Genomic DNA, 12,927 nt, shown 5'->3' on the forward strand with positions numbered 1-12,927 from the left:
ACCGCATGAGCTCCGCCGATGCCGATGAGCCCGGGACGCCGGGGCAGCCCGTCCGGCCGGCACGCGCCGCGCGCTGGACGGTCCTGCCCTCGCCGATCGGCCCGCTGCTGCTGGCCGCCACCGACCGGGGGCTGATCCGGGTCGGCTTCCACGCGGACCGGCGCCCGGTGCGCCGGGAGCTGGCCCGGCTGGCCGCCCGGCTGGGCGCGGAACCGGCCGAGTCCGCGCGGGATCCGGTGCTGGAGCGGGCCGCCCGGGAGCTTGCCGAGTACTTCTCCGGAGGGCGCCGGGCGTTCTCGGTGCCGCTGGACTGGTCCCTCAGCTCGGGCTTCAACGAGAGGGTGCTGCGCAAGCTGGCCGAATCGGTGCCCTACGGTGCCGTGGTGGGCTACCAGGACCTGGCGGACCGGGTGGGCGAACCGGGCGGGGCCCGTGCCGTGGGGGCCGCCATGGGCAGCAATCCGCTGCCGGTGGTGGTGGCCTGCCACCGGGTGGTGGCCGCGGACGGCGGGATCGGCGGTTTCGGCGGCGGTCTGGAGACCAAGCGTGCCCTGCTCGCCCTGGAGGGCGTCCTGCCCGCCCCCCTGTTCTGATCCACCGCCACCGCGCCCGGGGCCGGGGGCCGGGCATGCGGAGGGCCCGCCCGCCCACCGGGTGCGGTGGGGCGGACGGGCCCGGGACTCCGGCTGTCCGGAGGGCTGCGCGGGGCAGCCCCGGATCAGAGCTTCACGCCCTGGTCGCGCAGGAACTTCGCCGGGTCGACGGCCGAGCCGTAGTCCGGCGTGGTCCGGATCTCGAAGTGCAGGTGCGGACCGGTGCTGTTGCCGGTGTTGCCGGACAGGCCGATGGTCTCGCCGGCCTTGACCTGCTGGCCGACGCTCACCTTCACGCTGGACAGGTGGGCGTACTGCGAGTAGGTGCCGCTGGAGTGCTTGACCACGATGGCGTTGCCGTAGGCGGGACCGTCACCGGCACCGTTGCCGCCGGCCTTGACCACGGTGCCGCCGTGCACGGACTTGACCGGGGTGCCGGTGGGCACCGCGAAGTCCTGGCCGCTGTGGCCGGCGGCCCAGCGGTCACCGCTGTTGCCGAAGGTGGCGCTGAGGGTGTAGCCGTCGGTCACCGGGGAGACCCAGCTCACCGCCTGGGCCTCGGCGGCCTTCTTGGCCTCCGCAGCCTGCTTCGCCTCGGCGGCGGCCTGCTTCGCCTCGGCGGCCTGCTTGGCCTCGACCTCGGCGGCCTTCGTCTGGACCTCGGCCTGGTTCACGGTGTACTGCGCCAGAGCGCCCGGGCCCGCCGCGAAGACATCGGCGCTGGGGGTCTCGGCCGCGGCTGCCACCCCGGTGCCGGCGATCGCCAGGGAGGCGACCACACCGGCGGCCACCACACCGGTACGGGTGCGGACACGGGACAGGACGGCAGTACGAGCGGTGCGGCTGAGCATGCGGGGAAAACCTCCGGATAGGGGACAGCCGGTTCACGGGACGCGCCGGAATGTGTGATCCGTGCGCCGCCGAGAACATTGATACCGACCCTTTTCCGGGGTTTCAAGAAAGGCTATTACTAAGGCTTGCAGTAGCCGGACAGAGGGAAATTGGTCCCGGCCCGGTATCCGTGGCGCCGTCGCCTGCCGCATCCGGAAGAAGTCTCACCACTCACCGCGTCTCGCCTGGCCAAGCTGGGAAAGGAAGGATGCGCCACCGACCGCGGCTCCGCAAATGTCCCGGCCCCGGATGGCCTTTATCCCGGCTCGCCGGGACAAAGGTCCCGGACTTTGGGGCCGCATTCCCACTAGGTTGGCTAGTAGCACCGGAAAGGCATGTGGGCCACCTCACGTCCGCCTTCCCTTTCGGCCCGGCGCGGCCCGGGACCATGGTCCCGCCCCCCGGGACCAATTCCGTCGTAATTCGCGGGACCGGGACGGCGGCGGGCTGGCAGACTCGCCCTGTGACCGACACCGAGAAGACCAGCGCCACCGGCGGCGACGGCGCACCGCCCGCATCACCCCCCTCCGCGGCCGTCAGCTCCGCGCCCGTCCCGGACGGTCCGCCGCCCGCGGTGGGCGGCGTCCCGCTGGAGGCGCTGCGGCGCCGCACCGCCGCCGTCCTCGTCGCCAGCCAGATCCTGGGCGGCTTCGGGGTGGCCACCGGCATCGCCCTGGCCGCCCTGCTGGCCGCTGACGTCAGCGGTTCGGAGAGCCTGTCGGGGCTGGCCCTGACCGCCTCGGTGCTGGGCACGGCGGTGCTGTCGCTGCCGCTGGCGGCGCTGATGTCCCGGCGCGGGCGCCGCCCGGGGCTGATGCTCGGCTACCTGATCGGCGCGGCGGGCGGCACCGTGGTCGTGCTGGCCGCGGTGCTGGAGAACTTCCCGCTGCTGCTGCTCGGCATGGCGGTGTTCGGCGCGGCGTCCTCGGCCAACCTCCAGTCCCGCTTCGCGGCGGCGGACCTGGCGGCACCGCAACAGCGGGCGCGGGCCATCGCCGCGGTCATGTGGGCCACCACGCTGGGCGCCGTGATCGGGCCGAACATCGCCGCACCGGCGGGGCGCAGCGTCAGCGCGCTCAGCGACCGGATACCCGAGACCGCCGGCCCCTTTCTGTGGGCGGCGGTCATCTTCCTGCTGGCAGCGCTGACCGTGGGCACCCTGCTCCGGCCCGATCCGCTGCTCACCGCCCGGGCGCTGGCCGCCCGCCCGGCCGACGCGGAGAACGGCACGGACGGCGGCCCGGGCGGCCGTCCGGACGACCGCCCGGACGAGCGCTCGCTGCGGGCCGGGCTGGCCGCGATCTCGGCCTCGCCCCAGGCCCGGCTGGCACTGGCCACGGTGGCGCTGTCACACACCGTGATGGTGTCGATCATGGTGATGACCCCGCTCGACCTGGACCACCACGGGGCGGGCATCCAGCTCATCGGGCTGGTGATCAGCGGGCACATCGCCGGCATGTACGCCTTCTCACCGCTGGTCGGCTGGCTCGCGGACCGGCTCGGCCGGTACACGGTGGTGCTCGGCGGGGTGGCGCTGCTGGCGCTGGCCGCCCTGCTGGCCGGAACCGCACAGGGCAACCACGCCCAGACCGCGGCCGGGCTGTTCCTGCTCGGCCTGGGCTGGTCGGCCGGGCTGGTGGGCGGCTCGGCGCTGCTCACCGATTCGGTGCCGCCGGACGAACGGCCGGCCGCGCAGGGACTCTCCGACCTGGCGATGAACACCTGCGCGGGCGGGGGCGGGGCGCTGGCCGGACTGGTGGTGTCGCAGGCCGGCTACGGCTGGCTGACCGCCGCGGCCGCCGTGCTCCTCGTCCCCGTCGCCCTCATGGCCGTCCTCACTCTGAATCACCCCGCACGCGCCCGCGGCTGACGCGGCCCGGGCGCCGCCCGGCGGCACGCATCGGCTCACCCCGGCGGCGGCGCGCCCCGCCGGACGGCAGACCGGCGGCCGGCACACGTCCCGCGGGGAACGGCGCGAGCCCCGCGGGAAGAGGGGCGCAGGCCCCGGCCGGGAAGGCGCCGGCCGGGCCCCGCGGGGGTCAGGGGATCAGGGGATCAGGGGGAGGATCAGCGGGGGAAGAGCTCGAAGGCGACGCAGCGGCGGCCGTCGAAGCGCTGCGCGGCGTCCTCGGCGCTCCGGGTGATCAGGTCCCGCGCATACTCCTCCGGCTGCGCGCCCAGTCCCTCCAGATAGGCACGGTGCTCGGTCAGCGAGCGGATCGCCCGCTCCACCGAGCCGTCCGCCACCGGCTGCGCGTGCGTGGCCTCCGGAGAGGCGGCGACCGCGACCCAGCGCACCCCGTCCCACGGCTCCAGCCCGGCGTCCCGCAGCTGCTCGGGGAAGATCCAGCGGTTGCCCGCGTCCGCCGCGGCGTCGATCACCGACCGGCCGACCGCCCGGTGGTCCGGCGTGTTCCAGAACCGCCCGCCCCAGGTGTCCCGGTGGTTGATGGTGATCAGGAGCTCGGGGCGGTGCCGGCGGACCGCCGCGGCGATGTCCCGCCGCAGCGCCACCCCCTCCTCGATCACGCCGTCCCGGTGGTCCAGGAACTCGACGGTCTCCACCCCGACCGCCGCGGCGCTGGCCAGCTGCTCCTGTTCCCGGATCAGCGCACACTCCTGCGGAGGAAGCCCGTCGATGCCTGCCTCGCCGCGGGTCACCAGCAGGTAGCTGATGTGCTTCCCCTGGTCGGTCCATTCCGCGACGGCGGCCGCCGCACCGTACTCAAGATCGTCGGGGTGGGCCACGATGGCCAGCGCCCGCTGCCAGTCCAGGGGCATGGCGGTCAGCTTCTGCGTCATGATCCCCGAACGTACCAGCGATCTCCCGGCCCGTCAGCGCCAGCCATAGCGCTGCTGGAGGCGCCGCACCACCAGGGTGAAGCGATCCAGATCCAGGGCACACGCCTCGCGCCGCATGCCCCGCGGGTGCACCCGCAGCACCCGGTCCAGATCCACCCAGGAGTCACGGCCCCGGCCGTCCCACGGCCCGCTGCCCAGCGCCACCCACTCATGGCGGTCGTGCCGGGGCCGGCTGGTGAGCTGCACGGCCAGCAGGGTGTCCCCCTCCTCGCGGGCCACCACCAGCACCGGACGGTCCTTGCCGCGGCCGTCGTTCTCCTCGAAGGGCACCCAGGTCCAGACGATCTCGCCGGGATCGGGCTCGCCGTCCGGGTCGGGCGCGTAGGCGAACCGCACCACCCGCATGGTGGCGGGCCGGGCCTCCACCGTGGCCCCCGGGCCGGCCTGCCCCGGCATGTCCGTCCTGCCGTTCGTGATCGTCACGGCCACACCGTACCGCCCGGCTCCGACAGCGTGCGGGCCACCGATACGGTGATCCGAGGAGCGGACGGCCGGGGACGGAGGAGACCGCGGCGGCAATGGCCGGGCTGCGGCCGCCGGTTCCGCTGCGCGATCACCAACGCGCCGCGCTGGGCGGCCTGGAGAAGGCGTTCGCGGACGGCCGGCAGCCGCCATCAGCTGACGACCGGCCTGCTGGACCCGGCCTCGCTGCCCCTGCTGCACCGGCTGGACGAGCGGATCGTCCGCCGCCAGGGCGGCGAGTCCCGGCACCGTTTCGGGCGGAACCCGCAGCTCGCCGCCGCGGCGCTGCACCGCACCGGCCTGATGGGGCGTGAGGCGCCGCCCCGGCGGCTGTCAGTGGCGGGCCCTACCTTGCTGACCACAGTTGATCCACGTCGGCCGGCCCAGCCGGCCGACCGGGAGGGAGCCTTGCCATGTCTGCGTCCTCGACGCCCGCCTCGCCGGTCACGACCTATCTGGAGCTGTCCGAGTCCGGCGGCGGAGCGCACAAGTTCTACGAGGTGACGGTGGACGGCACCAGTGTCGCCATCCGCTACGGCCGCATCGGCGCCGAGGGCCAGCTCAAGAGGTCGTCCTTCGCCACCGAGCGGGCGGCCCGGGCGGCGGCGGAGAAGAAGCTGGCGGAGAAGCGGCGCAAGGGTTACGAGCCGGCCGTGCGCGGCGGCCGCCCGCCCCGCCCGGTGACGCGCCGCCAGGTGGCGTCGGCCGCCTCGACGGCCCGCGCCACCGCGCCGGTGCTGTGGCGGTTCCGCACCGGCGCCTCGGCCTTCGGCATCCACATCGACGACGAGCGCTGCTGGGTGGGCAATCAGTCCGGCGATGTCTACGCCCTGGCGCACGACGGGGAGGTGCTCTCCCGGTTCAGCCTGCCCGACGGCGTCAAGTGCCTGGTCGCCGACGACTTCTGGATCTACGCCGGATGCGACGACGGCTCGGTCTACGACCTGTCCTCCAAGCTGCCGTTCGCGGCCTACGACATCTCGGCCGACGTGGACATCTTCTGGCTGGACATCCACGAGGGCGTGCTGCACGTCTCGGACCGCGACGGCGGCCTCACCGCGATCGACCACGAGGACGAGTTCCAGTGGTCGCGCAGCAGCGGCGGGGCGCACGCCTGGATGATCCGGGCCGACGACCGGGCGGCCTACCACGGGCACAGCCGCGGCGTGACGGCCTACAGCCCCGACGGCGGGCGGCAGCTGTGGCACACGCCCACCACCGGCGCCGTGCTGTTCGGCTGGCAGGAGGCCGACGCGGTGTACGCGGGCACCGACCGCCGGCTGGTGCAGCGGCTGGCCAAGCCGGACGGCCGCCCGCTCGCCGACTACCGGTGCGACGCCGTCGTCTACTCCTGCGCCACCGCGCCCGGCGGCCGGTACGTGTTCGCGGGGGACAACGCCTCCTCCGTCTACTGCTTCGACGAATCCGGCACCCGGCTGTGGAAGCTGGGCACGGGCTGCGGTTCGGCGCTGTCCATGCAGTACCGGGACGAACGTCTGTACATCGTCACCACCGACGGCACCCTGGCCTGCATCGACGCCGGTCCGGAGGCCATCGAGGCGGCCGAGCGGGGCTCCCTGCCGCAGACCCAGGACATCAAGTCCGCGGCCGGCCTGCCCACCTACACCCCCGCGACCTCCGCCGAGGTGGTGCCCGCGGTCAGTGCCGCTCCGGCCGCGGGCGACGAGGGCGTGGTCGTGGAATGCGTGCGGCACGACGGCCGGGTCCGGGTCCAGGTGGTCTCCGAGGGATACCGGCCGGGATGGTTCGTGCAGTTCCCGCGGGCCATCCGGGAGCCGGGAGCCCGCTTCGTGGTGGACGGGCTGCACCCGGCGTCCGGCGGCTTCTACCGCGTTCGGGGCACGATACGGCGCCTCCTGTGAGCCGCCGGGCCCGGCGCCCGCCCGGATCCTAGGATGGCGCCGGACCGGGCAGCAGCCGGGTGGCCGGCCGGTCCGCAGGGCTCGGCGGTGTTCCGCGGCGGACGGGAGGTGCCACAGCGATGATCCGCAAACGCGTCGTGGTCTCGGGACGGGTGCAGGGGGTCTTCTTCCGCGACTCCTGCCGCTCCGAGGCCATCGTCCAGGGCGTGGCCGGCTGGGTGCGCAACCTTCCCGACGGCTCGGTGGAGGCGGTCTTCGAAGGGGAGCCGGAGGCGGTCGCCCGCATGGTGGAGTGGGCGCACCGCGGCTCGCCCTCCGCCGTGGTGGAGGCCGTCCGGGAGACGGAGGAGGAGCCGGAGGGACTCACCGCCTTCGACGTCCGGTGACCGGCACCCCGCGCCCCGGGCTGCGGCTGCGGATCGACCCGGCGCTGCGCTACCTGCTCCGCTCGCGGCACCGCTCCGGGGAGGTGACCGTGCCGATGGACGGCACCTCGACCCTGGGCCATGTGGTGCAGTCCCTGGGCATCCCGCTCACCGAGGTCGGGGAGCTCCGGGCGGACGGCGCCCCGGTTCCGCCCGGTCATGTCCCGGCGCCCGGGGAGGTGCCGGAGGAGGGGCGGCGGGCGGCCCCGGCGGGGCCGGTGGTGGACGTCCTGCCGGTCCGGCGGCCCCAGCCGCCCCCGGTGACCCCGCTGCGCTTCCTGCTGGACGTGCATCTGGGCGGCCTGGCCCGCCGGCTGCGGCTGCTCGGTCTGGACACCGCCTATTACACCGACCGCACCGACGAGGCCCTGCTCCAACAGGCCAATGCCGAGCGCCGGGTGCTGCTGACCCAGGACCGCGGCCTGCTGCGCCGCCGTGCCCTGTGGGCGGGGGCCCACGTCCGCGGCGCCGGCACCGGCGAGCAACTGACCGACGTGCTCACCCGCTTCGCCCCGCCACTGGCACCGTGGACGCGCTGCCCGGCCTGCAACGGCGAGCTGGCCCCGGTGCGCAAGGAGGAGATCGCGCACCTTCTCCGGCCGGGGACCCGCCGCAGCTACGACACCTTTCTGCGCTGCGGTGGCTGTGCCCGCGTCTACTGGCGCGGGGCGCACCACGGTTCCCTGGAGGCCACCGTGGCCGCCGCCCGGGAACTGCTCGCCGGGCGGCGCCCGCCGCCGGGGCCAAAGCGGCCGCCGCGGTGACGCCACGCGGGGCTCCGCCCGGGTCCGCTCAGTGGTTCCAGTCGTCGCCGGCGTAGGGCGCTTCCTCGGGAACCGGGCGGTACAGCCCGGGTTCGGGCCCGCCGGGCCGGAGCAGCCCCGGGCTGGGCTCCGGTGCCTCGGCGTCGGCGGGCAGCGTCCAGTGGTGCGCGTCGGGCGGCGGGGCGTCCTTGATCTCCCAGCCGGACCGGTCGGCGTCCGGTTCCCACCAGGGCACTTCGCTCCCGTCCGGAAGCCGCCGGTAGTACAGCCCGAACCCCCAGTACGCGGGAGACTCATGGCACATGATGTCGGGATAGGGATCGAACTTCGACCGCTCGAACGCCGCGTTGAGGCGGGCGACCGCCTCGGCGTACGGGATGCCGAACTCGTCCGTCATGAACCGCGCGATGTCGCGGAAGAACTCTTCCATCCCCGCGTCCAGATCCATCAGGAACTCGCGCATGGCCCTGCCTTTCATCGAACTGGCGGAGGGGCCGGGGCACGGCGTCCCCAGACCCGGTGCCACCGCCGGGGCACACCCCGGGCCGCACCCTCACTCCCCGCGGCCCGGCCGGAGGCCGGGTCCTGCCGAGGAGCACTCAACCTACCGCCTCCCAGGGGGTTTCACCCGCCCGGGGTGGCATGGGAACCGGCTGCCGCGCCCAACTGTCCGCGGGTGCCGCCCGGCGCCGCGGGGAGGGCCGGCGGCGGCCGTGGGAGAGCCCGCCCCGCGGTCTTGGACGGCGGCCGCAGTCAGTGGCCGCGGGTACGGTACAAACCGCCGTGCCACGCCGCGAAAGGGGAGTTGCGTGCTGTACCCCGGGGACGACAACCCGCAGAGCCGACGCCAGGGGACCGGGACGGCGTCGGCGGCCGTTCCGGCCCCCTCCGTTCCCCCGCAGGCGCCGCCGCCGGCGCTGCCCGAGCGCAGCTACGCGGTACTGGACACCGAGACCACCGGGCTGTCCCCCGCACGCGGCGACCGGATCATCTCCCTGGCCCTGGTCACCGTGGAGGGCGGCCGGGTCACCGACCGGTGGTCCAGTCTCTGCAATCCGGAGCGGGACACCGGCCCGGTGCACATCCACGGCATCACCACCGAACAGGCGGCCGCCGCACCGCACTTCGCCGAGCTGGTGCCGGAGATGCTGCGGCGGCTGCGGGGCAGGGTGCTGGTGGCCCACAACGCCGGCTTCGACCTGCTGTTCCTCGCCTCCGAACTGGAGCGCGCCGGCCACGACTGGCAGCCGGAGACCGTGGTGGACACCCTGCGTCTTGCCCGGCGTTTCCTGCCCGAGCTGGACAACCACCGGCTGGGCACCTGCGCCCGTGCGCTGCGCATCCCGCTCCGGGCCCACCGCGCCGACTCGGATGCCGAGGCCACTGCCGCCCTGCTGCTGCACCTGCTGGGCGTCGCCGCCGAGGAGGGGCACACGGACCTCTCCCGTCTGGGCGATCCGGGCAGCCGCACGCTGCGGCTGGCCCGGCGCCGCGCGGTCCGCTGCGATGCGGCCGGCGAGGGCCTCGCCGCCGGACACCGGGCCGCGCATCAGACCCTGGAGCGCTGGCCGGGCTCCGCCGAGGACTGGCAGCGGGCGCTGACCGCGCTGACGGACCATCAGTGCCCGGAGGCCGCGCGGCTGTGGATCCGCTTCAGCACCTGGCTCACCGGCACGGGTCCGGACTCCGGCGGCCGGGGCGGGCGCCGGGGCGCCGGGCACGGGCCCGGGCGGGACCTTGCCCACCAGGCCCTGACCACCGCGCTCGGCCTGGAGCTGGCCGCCCCCGAGCCCGACCGGGAGGAGATCGGCGGCGTCATCTCCCAGATCGCCCACCTGGACGCGGCCGAAGCGGCCGACGCGGCCGACGCGGCCGACGCGGGCGGCACGGCCGGCGCCTCCCCCGGGCGGCTGCTCGCCCTGTTCCCGGAGCCGGCCGGGCTCATCGCCGCGCTGCCGCCGTGCGACTCCTGCTGGTCCTGCGACACCCTCGGAAGCTGCGCCACCGGAAGTCCGGCCGGTGCGCTGGTCGCCCACTACGCCGCCGCCCTGCGCGGGCCCGCCGCCGGCCCGGAGACCGCCGACGAACTCGCCGGCCACCTGCCGCTGCTGGAGGCGACCGGTGACCTGGCCGCGCTCGGCCGCGCCGCCCGCTTCGTCGGCCAGGTCTGGGAGAAGCACGGCCGGGAGGCGGAGGCGGCGGCGCTCTGGCACCGCGCGGTGGACCTCGGGGCCCGGGATGTCGTGCTGTTCAACCGGCTGTCCCTGCACTACGAGCGGCGGCTGGGAGACCACGCCACCGCGCTCGCGGTCTGCCGCCGGGCCCTGGACGGCCGCCGTGGCCGGGGCGCCCGCGCCGCCTGGGACGCCATCACCAAACGCGCCGCCCGCTGCCGACGCCGCCTCTCCTCCGCGTCCCGCCAGGCGTATCCGGGGCCGTCGCGTCCGTCACCGCAGGGGCGGCCGGAGGCGGCCGGAATGCGTCCGGGCGGCGAGGAGAGCCCGGGGGCGTAGCCTGCCCCCGGGCCCCGTGGAGCCGCCCGGTCACACGCCACGAGCGGTTCAGGGGCGGGTCACCGTCATGACGTCGTGCTCTGCCTTTGAGCCACCGGTGCAGGTGGCGCACCGGGCCGGATTCGAACCGGCAACCCCGACGTCCCTTGCCCGCTTCCGCTTGCCCGGGCGATGGGCGGCACATGCTGAATCTGGAGCGAGAGTCTCAGTCCGACGGGCGGCGGCTCCGCAGGATTCCCCGCAGTCCCACGCCCTGACCAGGAGCTTCAGTTTCAGCTTGCGCTCCTCGCGCACCCCGGCGGCGGCACCCGCAGGTGCCCCGCCGGGGAGTCTCTCTCCTTCCGCGGCCTCCCTCAGCCGAACAGGTAGCCGAAGACCGGGTCTCCGGCGCGCTGGTCGGTGACCTCCGTGCCGTTCGCCTCCTCGCGGGCGAACTTCACCGCCTGCTGGAGCTTCTCGGTCCGCTCCAGCAGTTCGTTCACCCGGCGCGCGGGCAGTGCCCCGGAGAACTTCACAGTGGTCCAGTAGCCCACCGCGATGTCCTCGTGGTACACGTCGACCTGCGCCGGGTGGTTCTCGGTCGCCTCCGCCTTGACGTGGTTGCGCGGCACCTTCCTGGTGCGCACGGTGCGCACCGGGTCGGTCTTCCAGCAGTCCGTGGACGGGTCCATGCTCCAGGACTCGGCGGCGTCCAGCACCGGCAGCCGCCGCAGGAAGCCGCCCAGCTCGGCGAGCTGCTTCTCCAGGAACAGCAGATAGGCGACGGGCACATCGGCGAGCAGGGTCCGCCCGTCCACCGTCACATCGGCGCGGGCGGTGCAGTTGGCCCAGTCCTTGGTGGCGGTCACATCGAACAGCCGGGTGAGCGTCCTGGCGGTCTCCCGCAGCACCTCCTCGGCCTTCACCTGCACCCGGGTGGACTCCGGCGGCAGCTGCTCGCCCTCCTCGTCCCTGGGCTGGTAGGTGCGGGAGATGCCGGCCAGCAGCCCCGGCTTGGTCAGCCCGTGCTGCACCGCCGCCAGGTCCTGCTGCACCTTGGACTTGACGCCCTTCTCCACCGCGATGATCTGGTTCAGTTTCGCCACGCCCCACACCGTAGGCGGCAACTCCCGGTCCGGCCACCGCATTTCCCGGTGCCCCCGGTGCCCGGACCGCCTCCGGGCGGCTGCTGCCCGGCCGTCGGGCGCCGCCGGCTGCGGAAGGCGCGGCGCAGCGGTGCGGCGGCGGGGGACGGAAGAGGGCCCCGCCGCCCGGGGACGGCGCCGGGCGGCCGGGCCCGGCCCGGGGAGGGCGGTCAGCAGGACGGCGCGACGGCGTCGATGCGGGAGCCGAACGTGCCGTCGGCCTTGTAGGCGCGGGAGTAGTCGCCCGGGGCCACCGTGCGCCGCATCTCGGGCTGCCAGTCGATGAAGCAGCCGGGGGCGTTGGCCATGAAGGAGCCGACGTTGTCGTGGAGACGGGGCGGCATGTCGCGGTAGCCGTTCCCGGGCGACCAGCGCCACGGAGTGCCCCGGAAGTCGTTGTCCTCCCAGAAGCAGATCTCGTTCCCGCCGCAGAGGGGCGCGGCTCCGGCGGCCGTGGCGGCGGGGCCGCCGGCGAGCAGGGTGGCGGCGAGCCCTGCGCCGGTGATGAGGGCGAAGACCGTGCGGTGGCGCCTGGGTGACATGGCGTCTCTCCTCGATGTGCTGTCGGTGTCCGGCGCCGGTGGCCGGACACCTGCCACACGAGGCGCGCCGCCCGGCCGTCTGGCGTGACGGCCCCGGTTCACCGGAACGGGTGAACCAGGTGCCGAAGAGAAGGAAAGGGCTGGTGGCACGGGCGACGAGCGCGGACCATGAGTACCGTCCGTCACGAGCTCAACGGGGGTGGGCCTTGGGGATAACCGAGCTGCCGCGGCACGGCGCTTCGACGAACTGTTCTGCGCCCTGCTGCCGCGGCTGTACCGGAGGGCGGCGCTGCTGACCGCGTCCTCCCAGACGGCGGAGGACTTCGTGCACGACACGTATCTGAAACTGGCCGCCCGGCCGGAGCGGATTCTCGCGCATCCGGAGCCGTACGCCTATGCCTTCGCGACGCTGCTGAGCGTGGTGCGGGACGCCTGGCGGCGGGACCGGAGGCTGGTGGTGAGGGAGTGTGTCGAGCCGTCGGCCGGTGAGGGCGCCGCCTGGGACGGCGGGCTGAACCGCAGGGCGGCGGAGCTGGAGGCGGTGCGGCTGCTGTCCCGGCTCACGGTGCGGCAGGCAGGGGTGGTGATCCTGATGGATCTCGACGGCTACACCATCGACCAGGCGGCGAAGATCCTGGGCGTGCACCGGGGCACGGCCGCCCGGGCCCGGGCGCGGGCGCTGGACAAGCTCCGGCACGTGCTGAGCTGCCCGGAGGGGACGGCCCAGCCATGAGCGCCGGCATGTCCCGGCAGGAGGCGGCCGAGCAGCTGCGGGCCCGGCTGGCGGAGGCGGACGAGGCCGTCGTCCCGCCGCCGGACCTGTGGCAGCGGATGCAGGCCGGCCGGGCGGTGCCGCCGCCGCGCCGGC

13 protein-coding genes are annotated in these 12,927 nt (G+C 74.8%); 7 read left to right on the forward strand and 6 right to left on the reverse strand.

What is annotated here, in order from left to right:
- Window positions 1-5 precede the first annotated feature (5 nt).
- Window positions 6-593, forward strand: coding sequence for a methylated-DNA--[protein]-cysteine S-methyltransferase (locus GQS09_RS09685; RefSeq protein ID WP_165985594.1), 588 nt, complete (start codon window positions 6-8; stop codon window positions 591-593).
- A gap of 125 nt (window positions 594-718) precedes the next feature.
- Here the strand turns inward: GQS09_RS09685 and GQS09_RS09690 are convergent, their stop codons facing one another.
- A complete protein-coding gene (locus GQS09_RS09690) occupies window positions 719-1,444 on the reverse strand; it encodes a M23 family metallopeptidase (protein ID WP_165985595.1) in 726 nt (241 codons plus the stop codon).
- 428 nt (window positions 1,445-1,872) lie between these two features.
- On the opposite strand from GQS09_RS09690, the gene GQS09_RS09695 reads away from it, so the two are divergent.
- Window positions 1,873-3,354: an MFS transporter gene (locus tag GQS09_RS09695; protein ID WP_165985596.1), complete on the forward strand. Its 1,482-nt coding sequence runs from the start codon at window positions 1,873-1,875 to the stop codon at window positions 3,352-3,354.
- Window positions 3,355-3,551: 197 nt separating this feature from the next.
- On the opposite strand, the gene GQS09_RS09700 is transcribed toward GQS09_RS09695, so the two are convergent.
- Both GQS09_RS09700 and GQS09_RS09705 read right to left on the reverse strand, forming a co-directional pair.
- A complete protein-coding gene (locus GQS09_RS09700; protein ID WP_165985597.1) occupies window positions 3,552-4,286 on the reverse strand; it encodes a PIG-L deacetylase family protein in 735 nt (244 codons plus the stop codon).
- A gap of 33 nt (window positions 4,287-4,319) precedes the next feature.
- A complete protein-coding gene (locus tag GQS09_RS09705) occupies window positions 4,320-4,742 on the reverse strand; it encodes a type II toxin-antitoxin system PemK/MazF family toxin (protein ID WP_207957639.1) in 423 nt (140 codons plus the stop codon).
- A 479-nt stretch (window positions 4,743-5,221) separates the two neighbouring features.
- On the opposite strand from GQS09_RS09705, the gene GQS09_RS09710 reads away from it, so the two are divergent.
- The 3 genes from GQS09_RS09710 (at window position 5,222) to GQS09_RS09720 (ending at window position 7,880) form a co-directional block, all read left to right on the forward strand.
- Window positions 5,222-6,691, forward strand: coding sequence for a WGR domain-containing protein (locus GQS09_RS09710; protein ID WP_165985598.1), 1,470 nt, complete (start codon window positions 5,222-5,224; stop codon window positions 6,689-6,691).
- A gap of 119 nt (window positions 6,692-6,810) precedes the next feature.
- Window positions 6,811-7,077 carry an acylphosphatase gene (locus GQS09_RS09715; protein WP_207957636.1) on the forward strand — a complete coding sequence of 89 codons (267 nt, stop codon included), beginning with the start codon at window positions 6,811-6,813 and terminating at the stop codon, window positions 7,075-7,077.
- Window positions 7,074-7,880 carry a Mut7-C RNAse domain-containing protein gene (locus GQS09_RS09720; protein WP_313896065.1) on the forward strand — a complete coding sequence of 269 codons (807 nt, stop codon included), beginning with the start codon at window positions 7,074-7,076 and terminating at the stop codon, window positions 7,878-7,880. Before GQS09_RS09715 ends, GQS09_RS09720 begins: the two co-directional genes overlap by 4 nt.
- 28 nt (window positions 7,881-7,908) lie before the next feature.
- Here the strand turns inward: GQS09_RS09720 and GQS09_RS28575 are convergent, their stop codons facing one another.
- Window positions 7,909-8,343 carry a hypothetical protein gene (locus GQS09_RS28575; RefSeq protein ID WP_207957637.1) on the reverse strand — a complete coding sequence of 145 codons (435 nt, stop codon included), beginning with the start codon at window positions 8,341-8,343 and terminating at the stop codon, window positions 7,909-7,911.
- A 346-nt stretch (window positions 8,344-8,689) separates the two neighbouring features.
- Between GQS09_RS28575 and GQS09_RS29290 the strand changes: the two genes are divergently transcribed.
- The gene (locus tag GQS09_RS29290; RefSeq protein ID WP_313896066.1) at window positions 8,690-10,393 is read left to right on the forward strand and encodes a 3'-5' exonuclease; all 1,704 of its coding nucleotides are present in this window, start codon (window positions 8,690-8,692) and stop codon (window positions 10,391-10,393) included.
- Window positions 10,394-10,746: 353 nt separating this feature from the next.
- On the opposite strand, the gene GQS09_RS09735 is transcribed toward GQS09_RS29290, so the two are convergent.
- Entirely contained in the window at window positions 10,747-11,478 is a 732-nt protein-coding gene (locus tag GQS09_RS09735) for a hypothetical protein (RefSeq protein ID WP_165985599.1), read from the reverse strand.
- Between the two features lie 209 nt (window positions 11,479-11,687).
- The gene (locus GQS09_RS09740; protein WP_165985600.1) at window positions 11,688-12,059 is read right to left on the reverse strand and encodes a peptidase inhibitor family I36 protein; all 372 of its coding nucleotides are present in this window, start codon (window positions 12,057-12,059) and stop codon (window positions 11,688-11,690) included.
- 199 nt (window positions 12,060-12,258) lie between these two features.
- On the opposite strand from GQS09_RS09740, the gene GQS09_RS09745 reads away from it, so the two are divergent.
- Complete coding sequence (locus tag GQS09_RS09745; RefSeq protein WP_165985601.1) at window positions 12,259-12,792, forward strand: RNA polymerase sigma factor; 534 nt, start codon at window positions 12,259-12,261, stop codon at window positions 12,790-12,792.
- The last annotated feature ends 135 nt before the right edge of the window (window positions 12,793-12,927 follow it).

This window comes from Streptomyces sp. YIM 98790 (assembly GCF_011421595.1).
Taxonomy (GTDB): domain Bacteria; phylum Actinomycetota; class Actinomycetes; order Streptomycetales; family Streptomycetaceae; genus Streptomyces.

What these genes read in the sequence shown, in the direction of transcription:
- GQS09_RS28575 (WP_207957637.1), bottom strand. Translation starts at nt 8,343, where the DNA reads ATGCGCGAGTTCCTGATGGATCTGGACGCGGGGATGGAAGAGTTCTTC.
- GQS09_RS09705 (WP_207957639.1), bottom strand. Translation starts at nt 4,742, where the DNA reads ATGCCGGGGCAGGCCGGCCCGGGGGCCACGGTGGAGGCCCGGCCCGCC.
- GQS09_RS09690 (WP_165985595.1), bottom strand. Translation starts at nt 1,444, where the DNA reads ATGCTCAGCCGCACCGCTCGTACTGCCGTCCTGTCCCGTGTCCGCACC.
- GQS09_RS09715 (WP_207957636.1), top strand. Translation starts at nt 6,811, where the DNA reads ATGATCCGCAAACGCGTCGTGGTCTCGGGACGGGTGCAGGGGGTCTTC.
- GQS09_RS09710 (WP_165985598.1), top strand. Translation starts at nt 5,222, where the DNA reads ATGTCTGCGTCCTCGACGCCCGCCTCGCCGGTCACGACCTATCTGGAG.
- GQS09_RS09685 (WP_165985594.1), top strand. Translation starts at nt 6, where the DNA reads ATGAGCTCCGCCGATGCCGATGAGCCCGGGACGCCGGGGCAGCCCGTC.
- GQS09_RS09695 (WP_165985596.1), top strand. Translation starts at nt 1,873, where the DNA reads ATGGTCCCGCCCCCCGGGACCAATTCCGTCGTAATTCGCGGGACCGGG.
- GQS09_RS09740 (WP_165985600.1), bottom strand. Translation starts at nt 12,059, where the DNA reads ATGTCACCCAGGCGCCACCGCACGGTCTTCGCCCTCATCACCGGCGCA.
- GQS09_RS09700 (WP_165985597.1), bottom strand. Translation starts at nt 4,286, where the DNA reads ATGACGCAGAAGCTGACCGCCATGCCCCTGGACTGGCAGCGGGCGCTG.